At 39.7% G+C, this 17,435-nt stretch carries 17 protein-coding genes; 10 read left to right on the top strand and 7 right to left on the bottom strand.

Annotated elements, in window-relative coordinates:
- Positions 1-59 precede the first annotated feature (59 nt).
- Positions 60-629, top strand: a complete 570-nt coding sequence (locus ACRWQN_RS03300) for an FxsA family protein (protein WP_434939759.1) — start codon at positions 60-62, stop codon at positions 627-629.
- A 125-nt stretch (positions 630-754) separates the two neighbouring features.
- Here ACRWQN_RS03300 and ACRWQN_RS03305 read toward each other — a convergent pair whose 3' ends face one another.
- Entirely contained in the window at positions 755-1,171 is a 417-nt protein-coding gene (locus tag ACRWQN_RS03305) for a hypothetical protein (RefSeq protein ID WP_434939760.1), read from the bottom strand.
- Between the two features lie 68 nt (positions 1,172-1,239).
- The gene (locus ACRWQN_RS03310) at positions 1,240-2,607 is read right to left on the bottom strand and encodes an MATE family efflux transporter (RefSeq protein ID WP_434939761.1); all 1,368 of its coding nucleotides are present in this window, start codon (positions 2,605-2,607) and stop codon (positions 1,240-1,242) included.
- 207 nt (positions 2,608-2,814) lie between these two features.
- Here ACRWQN_RS03310 and ACRWQN_RS03315 point away from each other — a divergent pair, with 207 nt between their 5' ends.
- Together ACRWQN_RS03315 and groL are read left to right on the top strand one after the other, a co-directional pair.
- On the top strand, positions 2,815-3,105 hold the full coding sequence (locus ACRWQN_RS03315) for a co-chaperone GroES (RefSeq protein WP_011639076.1): 291 nt from the start codon (positions 2,815-2,817) through the stop codon (positions 3,103-3,105).
- Positions 3,106-3,161: 56 nt separating this feature from the next.
- Entirely contained in the window at positions 3,162-4,799 is a 1,638-nt protein-coding gene (gene groL / locus ACRWQN_RS03320) for a chaperonin GroEL (protein WP_434939762.1), read from the top strand.
- 750 nt (positions 4,800-5,549) lie between these two features.
- On the opposite strand, the gene ACRWQN_RS03325 is transcribed toward groL, so the two are convergent.
- Positions 5,550-6,077 (bottom strand): DNA methyltransferase, encoded by a 528-nt coding sequence (locus ACRWQN_RS03325; RefSeq protein WP_434939763.1) that lies wholly within the window; start codon positions 6,075-6,077, stop codon positions 5,550-5,552.
- Between the two features lie 707 nt (positions 6,078-6,784).
- On the opposite strand from ACRWQN_RS03325, the gene ACRWQN_RS03330 reads away from it, so the two are divergent.
- Positions 6,785-6,949, top strand: coding sequence for a hypothetical protein (locus ACRWQN_RS03330; RefSeq protein ID WP_434939764.1), 165 nt, complete (start codon positions 6,785-6,787; stop codon positions 6,947-6,949).
- 13 nt (positions 6,950-6,962) lie between these two features.
- Positions 6,963-7,781 (top strand): hypothetical protein, encoded by an 819-nt coding sequence (locus ACRWQN_RS03335; protein WP_434939765.1) that lies wholly within the window; start codon positions 6,963-6,965, stop codon positions 7,779-7,781.
- 683 nt (positions 7,782-8,464) lie between these two features.
- On the opposite strand, the gene ACRWQN_RS03340 is transcribed toward ACRWQN_RS03335, so the two are convergent.
- Entirely contained in the window at positions 8,465-8,956 is a 492-nt protein-coding gene (locus ACRWQN_RS03340; protein ID WP_226411640.1) for a TIGR00645 family protein, read from the bottom strand.
- A 335-nt stretch (positions 8,957-9,291) separates the two neighbouring features.
- Here ACRWQN_RS03340 and ACRWQN_RS03345 point away from each other — a divergent pair, with 335 nt between their 5' ends.
- The 5 genes from ACRWQN_RS03345 (at position 9,292) to ACRWQN_RS03365 (ending at position 15,179) form a co-directional block, all read left to right on the top strand.
- The gene (locus ACRWQN_RS03345; RefSeq protein WP_434939766.1) at positions 9,292-9,729 is read left to right on the top strand and encodes a hypothetical protein; all 438 of its coding nucleotides are present in this window, start codon (positions 9,292-9,294) and stop codon (positions 9,727-9,729) included.
- Positions 9,730-10,722: 993 nt separating this feature from the next.
- The gene (locus ACRWQN_RS03350; protein WP_434939767.1) at positions 10,723-10,917 is read left to right on the top strand and encodes a hypothetical protein; all 195 of its coding nucleotides are present in this window, start codon (positions 10,723-10,725) and stop codon (positions 10,915-10,917) included.
- 329 nt (positions 10,918-11,246) lie between these two features.
- Positions 11,247-12,377 (top strand): FIST signal transduction protein, encoded by a 1,131-nt coding sequence (locus tag ACRWQN_RS03355; RefSeq protein ID WP_434939768.1) that lies wholly within the window; start codon positions 11,247-11,249, stop codon positions 12,375-12,377.
- A gap of 11 nt (positions 12,378-12,388) precedes the next feature.
- The gene (locus tag ACRWQN_RS03360) at positions 12,389-14,266 is read left to right on the top strand and encodes a putative bifunctional diguanylate cyclase/phosphodiesterase (protein ID WP_434939769.1); all 1,878 of its coding nucleotides are present in this window, start codon (positions 12,389-12,391) and stop codon (positions 14,264-14,266) included.
- 160 nt (positions 14,267-14,426) lie between these two features.
- On the top strand, positions 14,427-15,179 hold the full coding sequence (locus tag ACRWQN_RS03365; RefSeq protein WP_434939770.1) for a class I SAM-dependent DNA methyltransferase: 753 nt from the start codon (positions 14,427-14,429) through the stop codon (positions 15,177-15,179).
- Between the two features lie 168 nt (positions 15,180-15,347).
- Here the strand turns inward: ACRWQN_RS03365 and ACRWQN_RS03370 are convergent, their stop codons facing one another.
- From ACRWQN_RS03370 to ACRWQN_RS03380, 3 genes are all read right to left on the bottom strand, one after another.
- Positions 15,348-15,620 (bottom strand): DNA polymerase III subunit epsilon, encoded by a 273-nt coding sequence (locus ACRWQN_RS03370; RefSeq protein ID WP_434927998.1) that lies wholly within the window; start codon positions 15,618-15,620, stop codon positions 15,348-15,350.
- A gap of 361 nt (positions 15,621-15,981) precedes the next feature.
- Positions 15,982-16,419, bottom strand: a complete 438-nt coding sequence (locus ACRWQN_RS03375; protein WP_434939771.1) for a CC0125/CC1285 family lipoprotein — start codon at positions 16,417-16,419, stop codon at positions 15,982-15,984.
- Between the two features lie 288 nt (positions 16,420-16,707).
- Positions 16,708-17,328 carry an excalibur calcium-binding domain-containing protein gene (locus tag ACRWQN_RS03380; protein ID WP_434939772.1) on the bottom strand — a complete coding sequence of 207 codons (621 nt, stop codon included), beginning with the start codon at positions 17,326-17,328 and terminating at the stop codon, positions 16,708-16,710.
- Positions 17,329-17,435 lie beyond the last annotated feature (107 nt).

The following is a 17,435-nucleotide window of genomic DNA, read 5'->3' on the forward strand; positions in this document are numbered from 1 at the left end:
ATCGACAGCAGATTATTTGCCAGTTATTGGGTAAACATCATTCTTATATCGAGGTTTACATGTTTTTGATTTTATTATTAGTGTTCGTTATTGTACCAGCCTTAGAACTGTCGGTATTAATTCAAGTTGGTGATGCACTGGGTGTATGGCCAACTATCGGCCTAGTATTTTTTACTGCCATTGTTGGTGTGTCATTGGTAAGAAGCCAAGGTTTGAACACCCTAATGACAGTGCAACAAAAAATGGCACGGGGCGAAGCGCCAGGACAAGAAATTGTAGAAGGCATGATGTTAGCGGCCGCCGGTGTATTGTTGTTAATTCCGGGCTTTGTCACTGATGCGATAGGATTATTGTTGTTAACCCCTTTTACCCGCTCGCCTGTGGCGGCATTTATGTACAAACGATTACAGTTGAGGGTGATGGCTAACGGCGGAGTACACGGTGGTTTTGGTCAGCAAGGTCCATTTAATCAGGGGCCATTTAATCAAGGTCCATTTGGACAAAACCCTTTTGAGCCACCGCGTGATCAAGACAACACCTTTGAAGGCGATTTTGAGCATAAAGACGACCCAAGCCAAAAGCGTCCAGAAAGCCACCAAATAGACAATAAAGACGATACGAAAAAGTAATTTATCAAAGGTGTGAGCTAAAGTGATCAGCGCTTTATTACTTCACCTATTCTTTATTTAATATTAACCCAGCTTATCGCTGGGTTTTTAGTGACCGATTATTATGCAGCGCTTATACAGCATAGCTATTTATCGCTGCTATTTTTACCGCTAATCTTTTTATCATCAGTCTTTGTACCAGCAAGATAGGCAGTCACAATGCTGGTTAACCAATTAGCGACAAAAATCCAGGTGATCCAGGCGGCGACTTGCGCAGCATCACCTTCGGGCGCTTGGGTTATTTGGGCGTAAATTGCACTGTATTCTAATGGAACTTCGCCAGCTAAAATTTTCTCTGATATCACCTGCGCCCGCTCAATGGCAAAGTTCATTAATACCAGCACACACCCCAGCGATACTGCCATAAAACCCATGCCTTGCCATTTATTACCCAGCCACATTTGCCCACTGCCCGGCATAATAAATGCTGACATCAGAGCCGCTTTAAATGGGCGCTTTATACCTGAGGATTGATCCGTTTGTGGGGTGTTTTGAATCGTCATAGTATGCCTATGCAGTAGTGAAGAAAATGAGTCGGTGACATTAGTCGATGATATTTAGTCGATAACATTTAGTCGATAATAATGGGAGTCGAGCGTGTCTGTTGATTTGGCTCAGTAATTTTGGTTGCCAATATATAACAGGCTATCCCCATTAGGGTGTTTGTTACAGGTAGCGCCAACATCAAGCCTTTAACCCCACCAATGTACGAGCCTAACGCGGCTAAGGGAAGCATTAACAACATTAAACGGCATAAATTAATCACCAAAGAGCTCATTGGACGATGATACGCATTTAAGCTGGTGGCAAAAATAATCACTATGCCCAGCGGACCATATGCCGCTGGCAACGCCATAATATAAAAAGTCAGCCAATCAATAACCACAGGGTCGTTAGAGAATTGCTGTGCAATTGGATGGGCAAAAAAATACATCGGAATATACAACAGGGTTTGAAATACCAAGATAAACTGCAACGATTTAAGTAACGCTGCTTTGGCACGAACATGCTGTTCAGCGCCTAAATTTTGCGCAATAAAGGGCATTAAACTTGATGACAAAGCCATTACCACCAGCAGCAATACCGACTCTAAGCGCATTCCCGCGCCAAATGCCGCCACACCTGCATGGTCTATACGGGCTATCATGGCCATCAAAATACCATTGGCAATGGGGTTAATTAAATTCATTAATGCCGCTGGGCGAGCGATATGCGCTAGGGCGCGCCAATTGGCGACCATACGGCTGCGGACTAAGCTGGCACTATGTAATAACTTACGTTTAAATATCAGCAATCGGCCCGCAAGCAACAGCGCAATAATCCAAGATAATGTGGTAGCAATGGCAGCCCCTTGCACTTCTAAGCGAGGAAAAGGCCCTAAACCAAATATTAATAAGGGATCTAGCACCAAGTTGACAATAGCCGCCAACATCATAATTTTAGCAGGAGAGCGAGTATCGCCAGTGGCGCGCAACGCTTGATTGCCCACCATCAGCACCACCAAAGCTGGTGCACCCAAATACCACCACATCATATAGTCATGAATGTAAGGCATACTGCGATCATTCGCGCCCAGCAAGGTGAATAATGGCTCAATCAGTAAGCCACCCATTAGGCACAATAAAGTGATAATCGTAGAGGTTAATACTAAGGTATCGAATAAAAAAACTTTAGCTTGTTCTGCATGGCCAGAGCCAATAAAACGGCCTAAATTGGTGGATACACCGGCACCTATGCCGATACCGATACTGACAATCACTAAGGTTACCGGAAAAGTAAAACTGACCGCCGCTAAGGCTTCTGTACCTAGCTGGCTAATGAAATAGATGTCCACCAAGCTGCCACCCAGAATGGTGAGAATACCAATCAGGTTAGGCAGGGTCATGTTAAACAGAACACGACCAATTGGTGCACTAAGCAACCCGTGTTTATCTTTCATGGTGACATCGCTTTGTAATGAAGGATGCGAATTCTATCAGGGTTTGCATAGCTTTAATAAAACAGACTTAAAAATTCTGTAGTTTTTTTATTGTTAGCCCTTGGAAGTGTGATGGATCACCCCCATATATCAACCATCAAAGGGTAAAAGCCTTTTCCATCAAAACCGCCTCGATATTGGGCATAAAATCATTAGGAGAGTTCATAGATGAATATTCGTCCATTACATGACCGTGTTATCGTTAAACGTTTAGAAGTTGAATCTAAATCTGCAGGTGGCATCGTGCTTACCGGTAGCGCTGCTGAAAAGTCAACTCGCGGTAAAATCCTTGCTGTAGGCAACGGTCGTATCTCAGAAAATGGCACAGTGACTCCGCTTGACGTTAAAGTGGGTGATGTTGTGATCTTCAATGAAGGTTATGGCGTTAAAAAAGAAAAAATTGACGGTGAAGAAGTGTTAATCCTGTCAGAAGCAGATCTAATGGCTGTTGTAGGCTAAGCCTCCAGTATTATTAGACTTTCTACTTCAAAACTCATTTAAAGGAACATCAGAACATGGCAGCAAAAGAAGTATTATTTGGTAACGATGCACGCGTAAAAATGCTTGCAGGCGTTAACATTTTAGCTAACGCAGTTAAAGTAACCTTAGGCCCTAAAGGTCGTAACGTTGTTTTAGATAAAAGCTTTGGCTCACCAGTGATCACCAAAGATGGTGTGTCAGTGGCAAAAGAAATCGAACTAACAGATAAGTTCGAAAACATGGGCGCGCAAATGGTTAAAGAAGTTGCTTCTAAAGCCAATGATGCAGCCGGTGACGGTACCACTACAGCAACAGTATTAGCACAGGCAATTGTTGTTGAAGGCCTAAAAGCCGTTGCAGCGGGTATGAACCCAATGGATCTTAAGCGCGGTATCGACAAAGCGGTTATTGCAGCCGTTTCTGAGCTTAAACTACTTTCTCAAGAATGTTCAGACACTAAAGCGATTGCTCAAGTTGGTACTATCTCTGCTAACTCTGACGAGTCAATCGGCGACATCATTGCAACTGCAATGGAGAAAGTCGGTAAAGAAGGCGTTATTACGGTTGAAGAAGGCCAAGCGCTTGAAAACGAATTAGACGTTGTTGAAGGTATGCAGTTTGACCGTGGTTACTTATCACCATACTTCATCAACAAGCCAGAAACTGGCAGCGTTGAATTAGACAGCCCATATATTTTGTTAGTAGACAAAAAAGTGTCTAACATCCGTGAATTATTGCCAATTCTTGAAGGTCTAGCTAAAACCGGTAAGCCATTATTAATGGTTGCAGAAGACGTTGAAGGCGAAGCATTAGCCACATTAGTGGTAAACAACATGCGTGGCATCGTTAAAGTGGCTGCTGTTAAAGCACCTGGTTTTGGCGACCGTCGTAAAGCAATGTTACAAGACGTAGCCATTCTAACTGGCGGTACAGTTATCGCAGAAGAAATCGGTCTAGAGCTTGAAAAAGCGACCCTAGAAGATTTAGGTACAGCTAAGCGCGTTATCATCACTAAAGATAACACTACCATTATCGATGGTAATGGCGATCAAACGCAAATTGCTGGCCGTGTAAGCCAAATCAAACAACAAATTGAAGAATCAACTTCAGACTACGACAAAGAAAAACTTCAAGAGCGTATGGCTAAATTAGCTGGCGGTGTTGCAGTAATTAAAGTTGGCGCAGCAACAGAAGTTGAAATGAAAGAGAAAAAAGCCCGTGTTGAAGATGCATTACATGCAACTCGCGCAGCGGTAGAAGAAGGCGTAGTAGCAGGCGGCGGTGTAGCCCTTGTTCGCGTAGCAAGCAAAATTAAAGATGTTGAAGTATTGAACGAAGACCAAAAACACGGTGTGGTAATCGCACTACGTGCTATGGAAGCGCCTTTACGTCAAATCGCAACTAACGCTGGTCAAGAAGCATCAGTTGTCGCTAACACTGTTAAAAACGGCACAGGTAACTTCGGTTACAACGCTGGCAACGACACTTACGGTGACATGTTAGAAATGGGTATCCTAGACCCAACTAAAGTGACTCGTAGTGCATTACAGTTCGCTGCATCTATTGCTGGTTTGATGATCACAACAGAAGCGATGATAGCTGAAGTACCACAAGATTCTGCGCCAGATATGGGCGGAATGGGTGGTATGGGTGGTATGGGCGGCATGATGTAATCTAACTGGTTAAAATCAGTTATAGCGACGTTACTTTGCCACTCACGTAGAAAAACACTACGCTTCGTGACAAAAAGCCTTGCTCTAAGCTGATTTTTCCTGCGTTAGATGCATTGTATGCTGGTCTAAAGCCTAAAAGCTTAAAGCCAAACTTCTTGTAAAAGAAAAGAGAAGGCCCCGATACTTAACAGTATCGGGGCTTTTTGTTATTAGTTACTTGGGTCATTTAAAAATTAATTTACTCTAACTCTATCAATGAAATTTCTCTATTTCTATATAGGCTAAATTGTCAAAAAAATAGATGTCGATTATATTATTGTTTCTATAGTATTTTCATTGTAATGTTCTTTTGGTTTCTCAGGGTTAATCTACTTAAAAGGAAGTTTGTATGTCATGCACTTGTTGCCAAGGTCAATTAAATAGCGGTATGGTTCAAAAAATAGATGAAAATACGGGAGAGAGATATAAATCTTGCCCCCATTGTACTGAGGCACACGGCTTTGAGCATGTATTTCATCGATACCCATCTGATTTTGGAAATACCCCTGCACGTGTGACGGCTAGGAACCCACATGGGCATCAAAGTTATTGTAAAGAATGCAGAAGTTTAGCAAGAGGGGTATCTTCGAGTGCATATGCACGAGGTACTTTATGCAGTCATTTAGTGTAGCTATCTAGTTCTCGGCTATGCGAAGTACATCAGTTGTTAATATGCATAAGTAAGCATTATGAACTCTTAGTTAATAATGTTTACTTACTGATAAGATGGCTTATACCATTTGGTATATTTGAAAAACGGTCTCCTTTATCCCATATCATCCACATATATTCACAACTATCTGAGCCTCCGTTGATGAATCTAGGTCTAGGGATAATAATTGGAGTTTTATTCGGGAATCCTATTTCTGCCCAAAAATCTACTCTACATTTAGAACCTAAAAAATTAACTCTTTGCAAATAGGCAAGCGTACCATCTATTGCTAATTCAGATAGCGACTTTTTGAGAAATTCAATAGTTAGGCTAAAAGGCGGGTTTGTAATAATAACATCCTGCTGGCTAAAGTCGGTGCTTAAATAGTCAACTCCTTCTTGTATCTCTGCCCAAAATTTTTGTTTATCTGGCAAAGTGATCCTATCAAATATATTTTTAGTTCCTCGACAAGGTTCTAAAAATTTATCGCTTGGTCTCAACGATAATTGACCTAATAAAGCTTCAACGGCATTGATTGGAGTCGGATAGTCATCTCTAGCAACTTTGTTACCGATAGTGCTACTCACAAAAACTGTCCTCTAATAAACATAATTTCGGGATTGAACCTTTACTAAATGACGTGTGGATTTAAATAATGCATGAGTATACTAGAGTAATTGGAACAGATTGTCATGAATCATTAGTCAGGGTTCGCTTAGCTCTTTTAACTGCCTCAAGCATTGATAAATCTTGTGTATAAGCCAGGGCAACCGCATGAGCGCTTACTTTTTGAACTCTTCGTTTGACCAGCAAGCAAAAGAACAGTAAACCATCCTAGCTATGAAGATTTAACGAATTACGGGAGCTCGTTAAGCGATCTAATATTGTTCAATAAACGTTCGCGATCTCGCCCTGCTGTATAAGTCTTGAATTCAAAGATTATACTGATGGTGAAAAAGTGAACTATTCAGCTTAACCATGAGATGGATATGGGAAAGGTTAGAATCATGTTTGGAACATCATTAACCCATAACTCATAACCCATGTCATCGTGATATTTGTGAGTCCTTGGACATCAGATGTGATGTTCAAGTCATCAGAAGAGGGTGTAACGTGTCGACGAACTATTACCATATGAGTGTGCCTACAAAATGGGCATTTATTAGTGAAAACAAATTTGCGCCCATGGCTGCATGGGTGTATAAAGTCGCAGTTTTTAATATTTATATTGATAGCAGACTATAATTGTGTAAAGTTAACTCAATAGATGCAGTCTTTTGACGGAGGTAAGATTATGAATGATACACATCAAAAGCCAAAAAAAACTTCCTCGTCTGATGTAAAAACTCAGCAGTTTAATGAGAATGGCGAGTTCAGTTTAGATCTAAAAGATAAAACTACTCGACGTCATGTCATGTCTAAAATTAACCGATTCAAGGATTTTGCTGTAATGGCATAGGCAGGAGGCCTTTATGGGTGCATTTGCTGTCGCATTCATTCTTATATCTGGTTACATCTTTGTTGCTCGCTCAAAACATCAGCGCTTAATAACACGTAGAGAAGATGGGCACCGTTACTATTTTCGGTGTGGTGCTTATGGTATCTTATTTTGTGGAATAGGGATTATTTTAGCGATTTTATTAGATATTCTCGATGTACCAAGTTCCATTTTAGCCGCGCTAGGTTGGTCAGTCGAAAATTTGATTCATAATACCTCCTCCTTTACTGCCAATGAATATACGAGTCTTAAGGTGCTCATTGGATCATTTTTTACAATTCCTATTTCTTTTGTTGGGGCTTTTTTCGATAACACTTGTAGAGATAACCGAAAGTCGCTACAACGCATTCGTGATAGAGATAGCGGAGCCCTAGAAAAATTTTTGGCCGAATGTGGTACAAAATTTCAAACAGTGCTAATCACATTAAGTAGTCGTAAGGTGTATGTCGGAATTGTTCATGAAATCCCTATTGAATGCGGTGAAGTTGAGCATTTTAGTATTTTGCCTATTTTAAGTGGGTATAGAGATAAAGATTCACTCACTGTTAAATTCACGACTAACTATTATGTCTACTATGAAAATCAATTAGATGACGATGGTGAGCCTAAGAGTGGGGTTGGCGCAGCGCTAGATGATTTCATTGAAGTTATTCCGGTATCAAAACTTGATCATGTAGGTCGCTTTGACATTGATACATACAAAAATTTCCATAATGATGCCAATGATAATACCGTTCGTTACCCAACAATGTCTTGGATGGACCAGTCATATACAACCAAAGTGCCTAAGTAAAAAAAGAGATTTAACGGTGTATGTATCGTTAAATCTGAATGACTAAGACAAATATTAAAAGCCTCTATACCTAACGAAATTGAGGCTTTTTTGTTGAGGACTTTTTAACTTCGTGGGTGATCCCTCAGGGTCAGAGTAAACTTTTTTACCATCTAAATAATCTGCTTTTCAAACCCACAATCCACACAATTCAATGTGTAGGTTTCTTTGCGCTTAGTGACTTTGGTATTTTTACTCATACATTGTGGGCAATTTTGTTTCATTGGTGTGTTTTTACTGCACTGGTTGCAGTTTATGTAATAACCGAACTTGCCATGCATTGGGGTGTATTGTGTTGATTCACCGCAATATTTACAGCTTAGTATCGGGTGTTGGTCTGGCGCTAATGCGACAACCGCTACTGGTGCAAGTATTGCGGCAGTAGATTGAACTAGAGCATTAATAGGCGCTAACGTTGGTTTAAGCTCTGGCGTATTTGATATAGGTTGGATTTGCTTTAGTTGTGCCGGAGCAGTGTCAACTTGCTGAATATTTGAGTCGATGTGTTGGTTAATAAGAAATTGGCTGACTGTATTGAGTTCTTGTTGGCTAAAGTCTGGTCGGGTGTCTGCGGACGCTGACCAAGCGGAGCAATTTGAATTATGTGGGGTCAGAACAAACTTTCTAACCCCGTTTTGCTTTTGCTATTTTGTACGGGTAATTTTGTCCAAATATCCCATAGCAAAAGCCGATAACACAAAAGTGATGTGGATGAGTAGATACCACATGATTTTGTCGTTTTCGATATTTTCGGCATTCATAAAGACTTTAAGTAGGTGAATAGATGAGATTGCCACAATAGACGCGGCCACTTTGTTTTTAAGCGAACCTGAATCCATCTTGCCAAGCCAGTTCAGTTTTTCACTGTCTTCACCGACATCCAGCTGTGAAACGAAGTTCTCGTAGCCTGAAAACATCACCATGATGAGCAGACCACCGACCAACGTAATATCGATCAGTGATAGGGTTACCAGTATTAAATCGACTTCAGCCATTTTGAAGATATTGGGTATGATATGAAAGATCTCCTGGAAGAACTTTATGCCTAAAGCAAATAAAACCAGGCTTAATCCCAGATAAATCGGCGCCATTATCCAGCGCGATGCATACATCAGTTTTTCAAACACTTTTTCCATAAAAAACTTAACCCTTCAGATAAAATACGCTAGAAATCAATCGAGCTAACTATTTTTGAATAATAACATAATGAACCTTAACTGTGCTTGCATATAGTAACAAGCTTGATGACGTCTCGTGAGTAAGTATTGCTGTAGTAATCTGTTTCAATGTTTGATATTCACAATATAAGTTACTTGATGTAGTCGGTAGGCTTTTAGTATTAAACTCAAGTGGATGCGATACTTTTTTCAATGAATTTATCGTTATTTTGAGAATGTTCAATCTCTAGTTTTTTCAAGGTTTAAGTGCCAAGGTCGATATAAATATTATTCAGCTTTGGAAGGGGCAACCATTGAATATTTCAGGCTTAAATTCACCGAGTTCAATAATAGATAATCTGCAAAAGCGGCAATTACGAGTAAAGCCTACTATTACGCCGCTGGGTATATCGCTTGCTCAGCCAGCGAATACTGAAGATAAGGTCTCTATTTCAAATGAAGGGCAGAAAAAAGTGTCGGCGGAATTAGGTTCGGCGATGGATAAAAATGTAATTATTTCTGGTGGTTCGAAGTCAGCTGACGGTTATAAGGTCGATACGCGCACTGAAATAGAAAAGAAGATTGATAAGTTAAAAGAAGACATAAAAGAGCTTCAAGCACAACGTAGGGAGTTGATGGGTGATAATTCGGAAGAAGCCGAGTTGCAGCGAAAAAACTTAGATCAGCAAATCACTATGCTCAACACACAACTGATGACCCTGTTTAAAATGCAAAAAAACGAAAATAGATAGGTTTCTGTATAGTCGCTGTTAGTTTACATTTTACAAAAAATTATTTACAGGCTCATGCGACTAACCCGCTTTTACGATATTTCATCCACTTTTTTAGCCTGATTTAAGTTTTCATCTACTTTGAATGATGTGGTCTTGCATCATGTGGTCCAAGTATCAAAACAGTCAGCCTCAATATTGATAAAAATTTTGCTAAGGCAAGATTACAAAACACTAACCTGTCTTCGGATTAAAATGCCTACATCCTCTTTTGTGAGTAATAGTGAATCAATAATCATCTTTTCAATATGATGGTCTAACACTTGAAACACCCAATTGAGCCCTTGTTTACTATGATGTTAAAGTGATGATGTTAAAATGATGATGTTCAAATAGAGGCGAGAGATTTTCACTTCTGAGTTCCTTCATTTAAAGCTGATAGGGAAATAGTGGATATTTGCATAGCGTGCGTCAGCTTAAATAAGGCATGATTGAGTCGAACAAAGTCTAGTTTTGTCTAAAATGCAGTTAGCCAGTTTTTATGCAAGATTGTCCAATTTACTCAGCACTGTCTTGATACGCAAATTTAACTATTTCTATTAGATAACTATTATCTATTAGATAATCATCTAAGGGCTAAATTTCAACGGTAAGTGTAATAACCTCAGTACTTATGTCTTTAACGAGTCATGCTTTCTGTTAGCAACATTTAGTAGTAATTTTTAATCTAGGCCTCAGGTTGAGTCGCTAAACTGAGTGACTTAACTATGTATTTCAACCTCTTAAAATCGAGATCTATTATCATGGATACACATACTGCAAATATGCCACGTAAAATGCCTTGGGTTGCGATAAGTGTTATTGCATCCATAGTCTTGCTACTTGGGCTATTACTGATGGTGATGCCCAAAGGGTTTAAAACCACCCACGAGCAAATCGGTACAGGTAAGCCTTCGGTAGTATTTGTCTATGATGCTAACCTTGTTTCGAGTACCACCCAGACTGAACAGATGAATGAAGCCCGAGCTCATCTTGGCGACAACGTTTTTCTTTCTTCTTGCCAGAGCGGGCACTCCAGAAGGGGATCAGCTTATTGCTAAGCATGGTGCTAGACCAGCTGAATTATTACTGTTTGACGCAGCAGGAAGCTTAACTAAAAGGCAGCTTGCGGTGATAGATGCTAACGAGCTTATGTTGTGGGTACGTTAGTTATTTATAGGACGGTCTGAATTTGCGTCGGTGAGTGTAGATTTGGGTCTTTAAAGATTTATAAACTTTTGTTTTATTTTCTAATCAGGGTCAATCGCAGCCTTACTTAGCTAAGTTGATTTAGATTTATCATCCAGATGTTTGATACTAAAAATCCTCGACACTAAAAGTTTCGGGGCTTTTTGCCTTTTGGCGGTGTAAGTGCATGGGTGTTAGCGTGACTATTATCAAGCTGACTCATTTGTGTAGCACGATTTATTTGCGGTTATTGCTTGCGGTAGCGTTTTAAGCTACAACTTAGTTATAACTTCTTATCGATATGTGACTAAATGCACGTTTTTAAAACGATATATCAGAATGGCCATTGGGATAAACCGTTACTGCAAAATGCAGCCATTAATTTGGTGTTGGTATTTGGTTCGCCTGAGCTTATGTTAGACAGCAAGCTTAATGGTGAGCTAGCAAGTGCTTTTCCAAACGCGCAAATCGTAGGCTGCAGTACTAGCGGTGAAATTCAAGATGATTGTCTATATGACAACAGTGTATGCGTTACAGCGATTGATTTTAAACATACACAGGTGCAAGTTGTCAGCAGTTCGATAAATCAATTTGAACATTGTGCTGAATTAGCAAAGCAGTTGATCGATCAATTAAGCTTTGATGGGTTAAAACATGTTTTTGTTATTTCTGATGGTCATTTAGTTAATGGCTCTGAACTGGTTGATGGTTTACAGCAGCACCTGCCTAAAGGTGTCATGGCTACGGGAGGCTTAGCCGGTGATGGTGAGCGTTTTAGTCAAACCACGGTATGGCATAATCAGCAAATAGAAAGCGGACTTATTGTGCTGGTAGGGCTTTATGGTGAAAGGTTATCTGTTGGTTTTGGTAGTCTAGGAGGCTGGCGTCCATTTGGGCCTAAACGGGTGATTACTCAGTCGACAGACAATGTGCTTTTTGAACTCGATGGACGGCCAGCGCTTGATTTATATAAAGAGTTTTTGGGTGAGTTTTCTGCCGGCTTGCCTGCTTCTGCATTACTCTATCCGTTAGCACTGCAACTCGATGGTGAGCAAGAAACTGTGGTTCGCACTATATTATCCATTGATGAACTGCAAAAAAGTATGTTGTTTGCAGGTAATATGCCCACAGGCGCGACATGTCAGTTAATGCATTCTAATTATGAAGATTTACTTGATGGTGCACAGCTTGCCGCAGAGGATGCTGTCTCTTCCTTTGGGGGAGTACAGCCTGAGTTGGCTATTTTAATTAGTTGTGTCGGCCGTAGACTCGTTTTACAGCAAAGGGTTGAAGAGGAGTTGGAGATTATTAAGCAAGGCTTACCCAGCCAGTGTACTATTTCTGGATTTTACTCCTATGGTGAAATATCGCCTATTAAGTCTATTGGTCGGTGTGGTTTACATAATCAGACTATGGCTGTCACATTATTTTCTGAGACATAGTGATATTAACAATGCATAAATTGCTATTGCGTCAGCTAAAACGTAACCAAAAAGATGAATTGTTTATTTCAAAAAATGACATTTTTTTAAATTCAATATCAGATGCTTATGCTCAAAATGAGCAAAGTGTAAAAATGTTAGAGCGTTCTTTATTCCTTATTTCCAACGAGTTGAACGAGCGTAACCAAACACTAAATGACCAGTTAGCAAAGATGAAACTGGTTCAAGATAAGCTTGAGCACTCCATTGGTTTATTAAATGCGACGGTTAATTCGACCGGTGAGATTTTGTTTGTTTATGGATTAAATGGCGAACTATTATCATTTAATACCATGGGGCAGGATTTTTTTGACGATATAGGCTTTAAACCTGTATCGCATTGGGAAGAGTTTCTTAGCATTATTAAAGATAAACAACATATGTTATCTATTATTGATCGTCTTCAACATGACCCATTTCAATATTTAACTGGCACTATAGAGTTACTCGATAACCGTTTCTTTGATTACCGGTCTTTACCTCAGATACAAGAGAAGCAAATTTATGGCCGAGTGTGGTGCTTTCGCGATGTGACAGTGCAAAAGCAGTACGAGGCTACTATTGAATATCATGCTTTTCATGATGCACTGACAGGCTTACCTAATCGTGCATTATTATTGGATAGAATTAGCCATTCTATTGCGGCGAGTAAAAGAGAAAATAAAAAGTTAGCGGTGTTATTTTTAGATTTAGATGACTTTAAAAAAATCAACGATACAGAAGGCCATGATGCAGGTGACTTGCTGCTAAAAGAAGTGGTTCGACGACTTCAGACACGCTTACGAGAATTTGATACTTTGTCCCGCCAAGGTGGTGATGAGTTTATTATTGTTTTAGAAAAGATAGAGTCAGAAATGACGGTAAAACAGGTTTGCCAAGATTTATTAGCATTGATTAAACAGCCTTTTACTATCGGTTCTCGTCAATTTATTGTGACCTCAAGTATTGGGATTTCACTATTCCCTAATGATGATGACAATGCCAACTCGCTGATCCGTAAAGCAGATTTAGCTATGTATGAGTCAAAATCACTGGGTAAAAACAGCTTTCATTTTTACAGTCAGGCACTTGAAAAAGAGGCATTAACTCAACTTGCCGTTGAGCAAGCGCTGCGCCAGGCCATCGAAGATCAGAGCTTACATTTAGTCTATCAACCCAAAGTTGATTTAAACACTATGAAAGTGGTTAGTGTTGAAGCGTTATGCCGTTGGACGCAGCAAGATGGCGTTGTGATCCCACCCGATGTTTTTATTCCCATAGCAGAACAAACTGGGCTGATTATTGATATCGGTTGCTTAGTAATTTCTAAAGCCTGCTTACAGTTAGCTAAGTGGCGAGATGCAAACATTACAGCGCTGGCTATTTCAATTAATCTAAGCTGTTTAGAATTTCAAAATGAAGCGCTAATAACACATTTAATAGATACCTTAACCCATTATAAATTAGAGGGTAAATATCTTATTATTGAATTAACCGAATCGATTTTTATGGAAGATAAATTCAGTGTAAAAGAAATTATGTTACGGCTTAATCAATATGGGATTACTTTTGCACTTGATGATTTCGGCAAAGGTTATTCATCATTTAGCTACTTACAATTTTTGCCGTTGCATTATCTCAAAATAGATAAAGCATTCTTACAAGATGTTGAGAGCAGCAGCTCATCGGCAGCGATAGCTAAAACTATTATCGACATAGGGCATAACCTAGGCTTAAAAGTTATCGCAGAGGGGGTGGAAGACCAATTTATGCTTGATTACGTTAAGGCTTATAAATGCGATTTAGCCCAAGGTTTTTATTTGCACAAGCCCATGCTGCCAGAGGCGATAGAAACCTTATATCTCGGCTGATCTGATTGAGTAAAGGTGGGATTGAGTAGTGCTAGAGCATAAGGTATTGAAACTTATTCAGTGGTGAGTCGTTAGTGCTTATTGATTAGTTATTTCTCAATCGCACTATTTGATATATGATGCGCCACCCTAAATTTACCAACCTCGTCGATTCTATTTTATGTCTACCAATGCCCTCTATACCGATTTGTCCGGTTACTATGATTTGATGTGCTGTGACATTAATTACCAACAACAAACTAATAGCGTAGCGCGCTTACATCAGTTTTTGGGTAACAGCGGCAAACAACATTTAGACTTGGCCTGTGGCACTGGGCCACATGTTAGGCATTTCATCGATTTAGGGTTTCAAAGCAGTGGCCTGGATATCAATCAACCTATGCTCGACATTGCCATGCGTCGTTGTCCTGAAGCGCAGTTTAGTTTGCAAAATATGACTGAGTTTTACGTTGAACAAAAACTTGATCTGATCACCTGTTTTTTGTACTCCATTCATTATTCTCCGGGAACCGAGGCGCTTAAAGCCTGCATTGCAAGCGTACATAAGGCATTAAATACTGGTGGCCTGTTTTGTTTTAACTCAGTTGATAAGCATAAAATCCATAACAATGCGTTAGTGAAACATAGTGCGGAATTTGACGGCAGCCAGTTTGTGTTTGAATCGGGTTGGCATTACAGCGGTGTAGGTGAGATGCAAGCACTCAATTTAAGCATCGCCAAAACTCAATCTGGTGCAACGCAGTTATGGCAAGACTCCCATGCGATGGTGGCCACCAGTTTTACTGAAATCGAAGCCTTGTTAAGTCCGTATTTCGAGGTGCAAATATTTGAACACGATTACGACAAAATCATCCCGTGGGATTTGGAATCAGGCAACGCCTTGTTTGTGTGTGTTAAGCGAGAGATTAAATAGTTAAGGTTTTTTAGCGTCATTGCGGTAATAATTTCGAGCTGAAATATCCCTGTTAACTTTTGTGATTGTATCGCAGGGTAAATGTTGAGATTTTTGCGGTGTGATTAGATCGACTTATTAGAACATAGGCCATTATTCATCATTAATGATAATGGCCATTTAAAAGGTTTACTCTTCAGTAAATGCCGCTTCAACCTTTTCTAATTCTTGCTGGTTTTTAAGCTCGGTTTGTTGCTGTTTTTTAATGCTGACTTCTTCTACTAGTGCAGCTTGTCTTTGTTTAAGGCTGTGTTTTTCATCTTTGGTTAGAAACTTAAATGCCTTTTCATTGGCAAGCGCATATGCCACCACATCTTCACCCTTTACTCTGCGCTCATCCACACGTTTTGAAAAACGATCGTTATCTCGAGCTTTACGCTCTTCGGCATTTAACTTGCTCATATTTTGTATCCTCTGAGTTATTCACGGTAGCATTGTTCTAGGTTCAGTTAGACAAATGAGAGCGGTAATACATTTATAAAGCTGATGGGCGCATTTTAGCATAAATTGGCTTACTAGCTTGCAATACGTGATATGTGAATAACTATGGTTTGTGAATAACTAGAGTTGGTAAGGTAATCGATTGAGTGGGATGAGTATTAGCTCTTACAATGGTTAAATAAGCTATTGGTAACAATCATCATTTAACATGCCGGTTGAGTCTATACGGGTGGCTAAGAAAGTAGATATGAATAGAATATGGGGCAAAGTTGAATATGACTTACTATTCCCCACATTGCTAAATTGATTGAAACTACGTCATTTATTGCAGTGTTGACTCATCTATTAAGTATTGGGTTGTCAGCTGCGATATGAGCTTTTCAGTATCGAATGTATCGACTTTATTGTTAAATTCATTAATTAATTTAACTTCGATCACGACCTCTGGTTTAAAAGTATAAACGCCAGCAGTACCTGAACTTCCCTGGTTTATGACATTTTTTAAGTATATTACTTCAAAATAAGGCGATAGGTTTTTTCTTGCCAGCACAGCCGCTCTTAGTAAAGCAAAATCATTCGCCCTGCGCTGTGAGGTATTACCGTTGCCAGAAAATCGAACATAATAAGTGTTCTCTTTGTCTTCATATTTAGAATCAGAATACCCACCGGTTAAACCTTGTGATTGATAAGTTGTCGGTGAAGCACAACCGCCAAGCATTAAAAGATTAATAACCAAAATTATTTGAATTAGATACTTCATTTTTACCTTTAGACTATCCGTTAATTAACTGGGCGATAAGGTAGCAGAAAAATTAGCTAATAATCTTATTTTCAAACCAATAAGCCATCTGAATGTTGTAATTGTGAGCTTAGACTTGTTGAGGTATAGCTTTGGTTTTGTGAGACGGTTTGTTTTATAGGACTTTGTAAAAAGTTGTGCAGTTTGCAGCAGTTTAGTTTTCAGAATCATCTATCCACAATCCATTTGTAACTCGATAACAATTAATCTGCAATAACCTAGAGCAAGGGATCAATAAAGCTGTATCCTTTAACCACAGAATTGTCTTTCGCACGGAACTCCGTCGCCATCACCATCCATTTCAGTTCCTGGACAATTACGGGTGTAAAAGGTGGCCTCTGCACAAGATCGCATATGACTACAATGGGTCTTGCCTGCTTCACATCTGAACTGATTGCTGGGGATGATTGAACTTGGTTGTGCTGTAGGAGTCCACTGCATTTGTTCAACATCTTCATTGGTAATCACGGGCGTGGCGTTGAACTCTTGATACTTGTTGAAACCGTATATGGCTAAGTTAAGCACAATTAACACTAAAATGATTCTGCCAATGACGGAGCTTGATGAAGTGCGCAGCGAGTGGTGAGTTTTATTATTGGAAGGCAGGTTAAATGGACCACTTAATGGCGTGTCCGCGACTTTTGCTTGTGATGAACCTGCAACACCTTCAATGCTGGCTTTTACGGCTTTAACTTTGCCGTCGGGCTGGTTCTCACGATGAAATAGGATCTCATCGCCAATAAGGGGTTTTCTGGCCATGTGCTTGAGCGTGGTAATATGAATAAACACATCTACATCACTGCTTGTTTCTGGTTTGATAAACCCAAAGCCTTTATCTTTATTCCAACGAACTAACGTGCCTCTTTCCATGGCAATATTCCCTTAATAAGCATTGTTTGATGATGTAGATACGTCAACTAATCTGCCATAATAGCGAGTTGAAAAGGAAATAAGCTAGCTATTTCATTAGGTTAACT

It is taken from the genome of Shewanella sp. HL-SH8 (assembly GCF_051165765.1).
GTDB classification, from domain to species: Bacteria; Pseudomonadota; Gammaproteobacteria; order Enterobacterales; family Shewanellaceae; genus Shewanella; species Shewanella glacialimarina.

Excerpts from the sequence above, each read along its gene's own strand:
- ACRWQN_RS03300 (WP_434939759.1), top strand. The coding sequence starts at position 60 with ATGTTTTTGATTTTATTATTAGTGTTCGTTATTGTACCAGCCTTAGAA.
- ACRWQN_RS03305 (WP_434939760.1), bottom strand. The coding sequence starts at position 1,171 with ATGACGATTCAAAACACCCCACAAACGGATCAATCCTCAGGTATAAAG.
- ACRWQN_RS03310 (WP_434939761.1), bottom strand. The coding sequence starts at position 2,607 with ATGAAAGATAAACACGGGTTGCTTAGTGCACCAATTGGTCGTGTTCTG.
- ACRWQN_RS03315 (WP_011639076.1), top strand. The coding sequence starts at position 2,815 with ATGAATATTCGTCCATTACATGACCGTGTTATCGTTAAACGTTTAGAA.
- groL (WP_434939762.1), top strand. The coding sequence starts at position 3,162 with ATGGCAGCAAAAGAAGTATTATTTGGTAACGATGCACGCGTAAAAATG.
- ACRWQN_RS03330 (WP_434939764.1), top strand. The coding sequence starts at position 6,785 with ATGAATGATACACATCAAAAGCCAAAAAAAACTTCCTCGTCTGATGTA.
- ACRWQN_RS03335 (WP_434939765.1), top strand. The coding sequence starts at position 6,963 with ATGGGTGCATTTGCTGTCGCATTCATTCTTATATCTGGTTACATCTTT.
- ACRWQN_RS03340 (WP_226411640.1), bottom strand. The coding sequence starts at position 8,956 with ATGGAAAAAGTGTTTGAAAAACTGATGTATGCATCGCGCTGGATAATG.
- ACRWQN_RS03350 (WP_434939767.1), top strand. The coding sequence starts at position 10,723 with ATGAAGCCCGAGCTCATCTTGGCGACAACGTTTTTCTTTCTTCTTGCC.
- ACRWQN_RS03355 (WP_434939768.1), top strand. The coding sequence starts at position 11,247 with ATGCACGTTTTTAAAACGATATATCAGAATGGCCATTGGGATAAACCG.
- ACRWQN_RS03360 (WP_434939769.1), top strand. The coding sequence starts at position 12,389 with ATGCATAAATTGCTATTGCGTCAGCTAAAACGTAACCAAAAAGATGAA.
- ACRWQN_RS03365 (WP_434939770.1), top strand. The coding sequence starts at position 14,427 with ATGTCTACCAATGCCCTCTATACCGATTTGTCCGGTTACTATGATTTG.
- ACRWQN_RS03370 (WP_434927998.1), bottom strand. The coding sequence starts at position 15,620 with ATGAGCAAGTTAAATGCCGAAGAGCGTAAAGCTCGAGATAACGATCGT.
- ACRWQN_RS03375 (WP_434939771.1), bottom strand. The coding sequence starts at position 16,419 with ATGAAGTATCTAATTCAAATAATTTTGGTTATTAATCTTTTAATGCTT.
- ACRWQN_RS03380 (WP_434939772.1), bottom strand. The coding sequence starts at position 17,328 with ATGGAAAGAGGCACGTTAGTTCGTTGGAATAAAGATAAAGGCTTTGGG.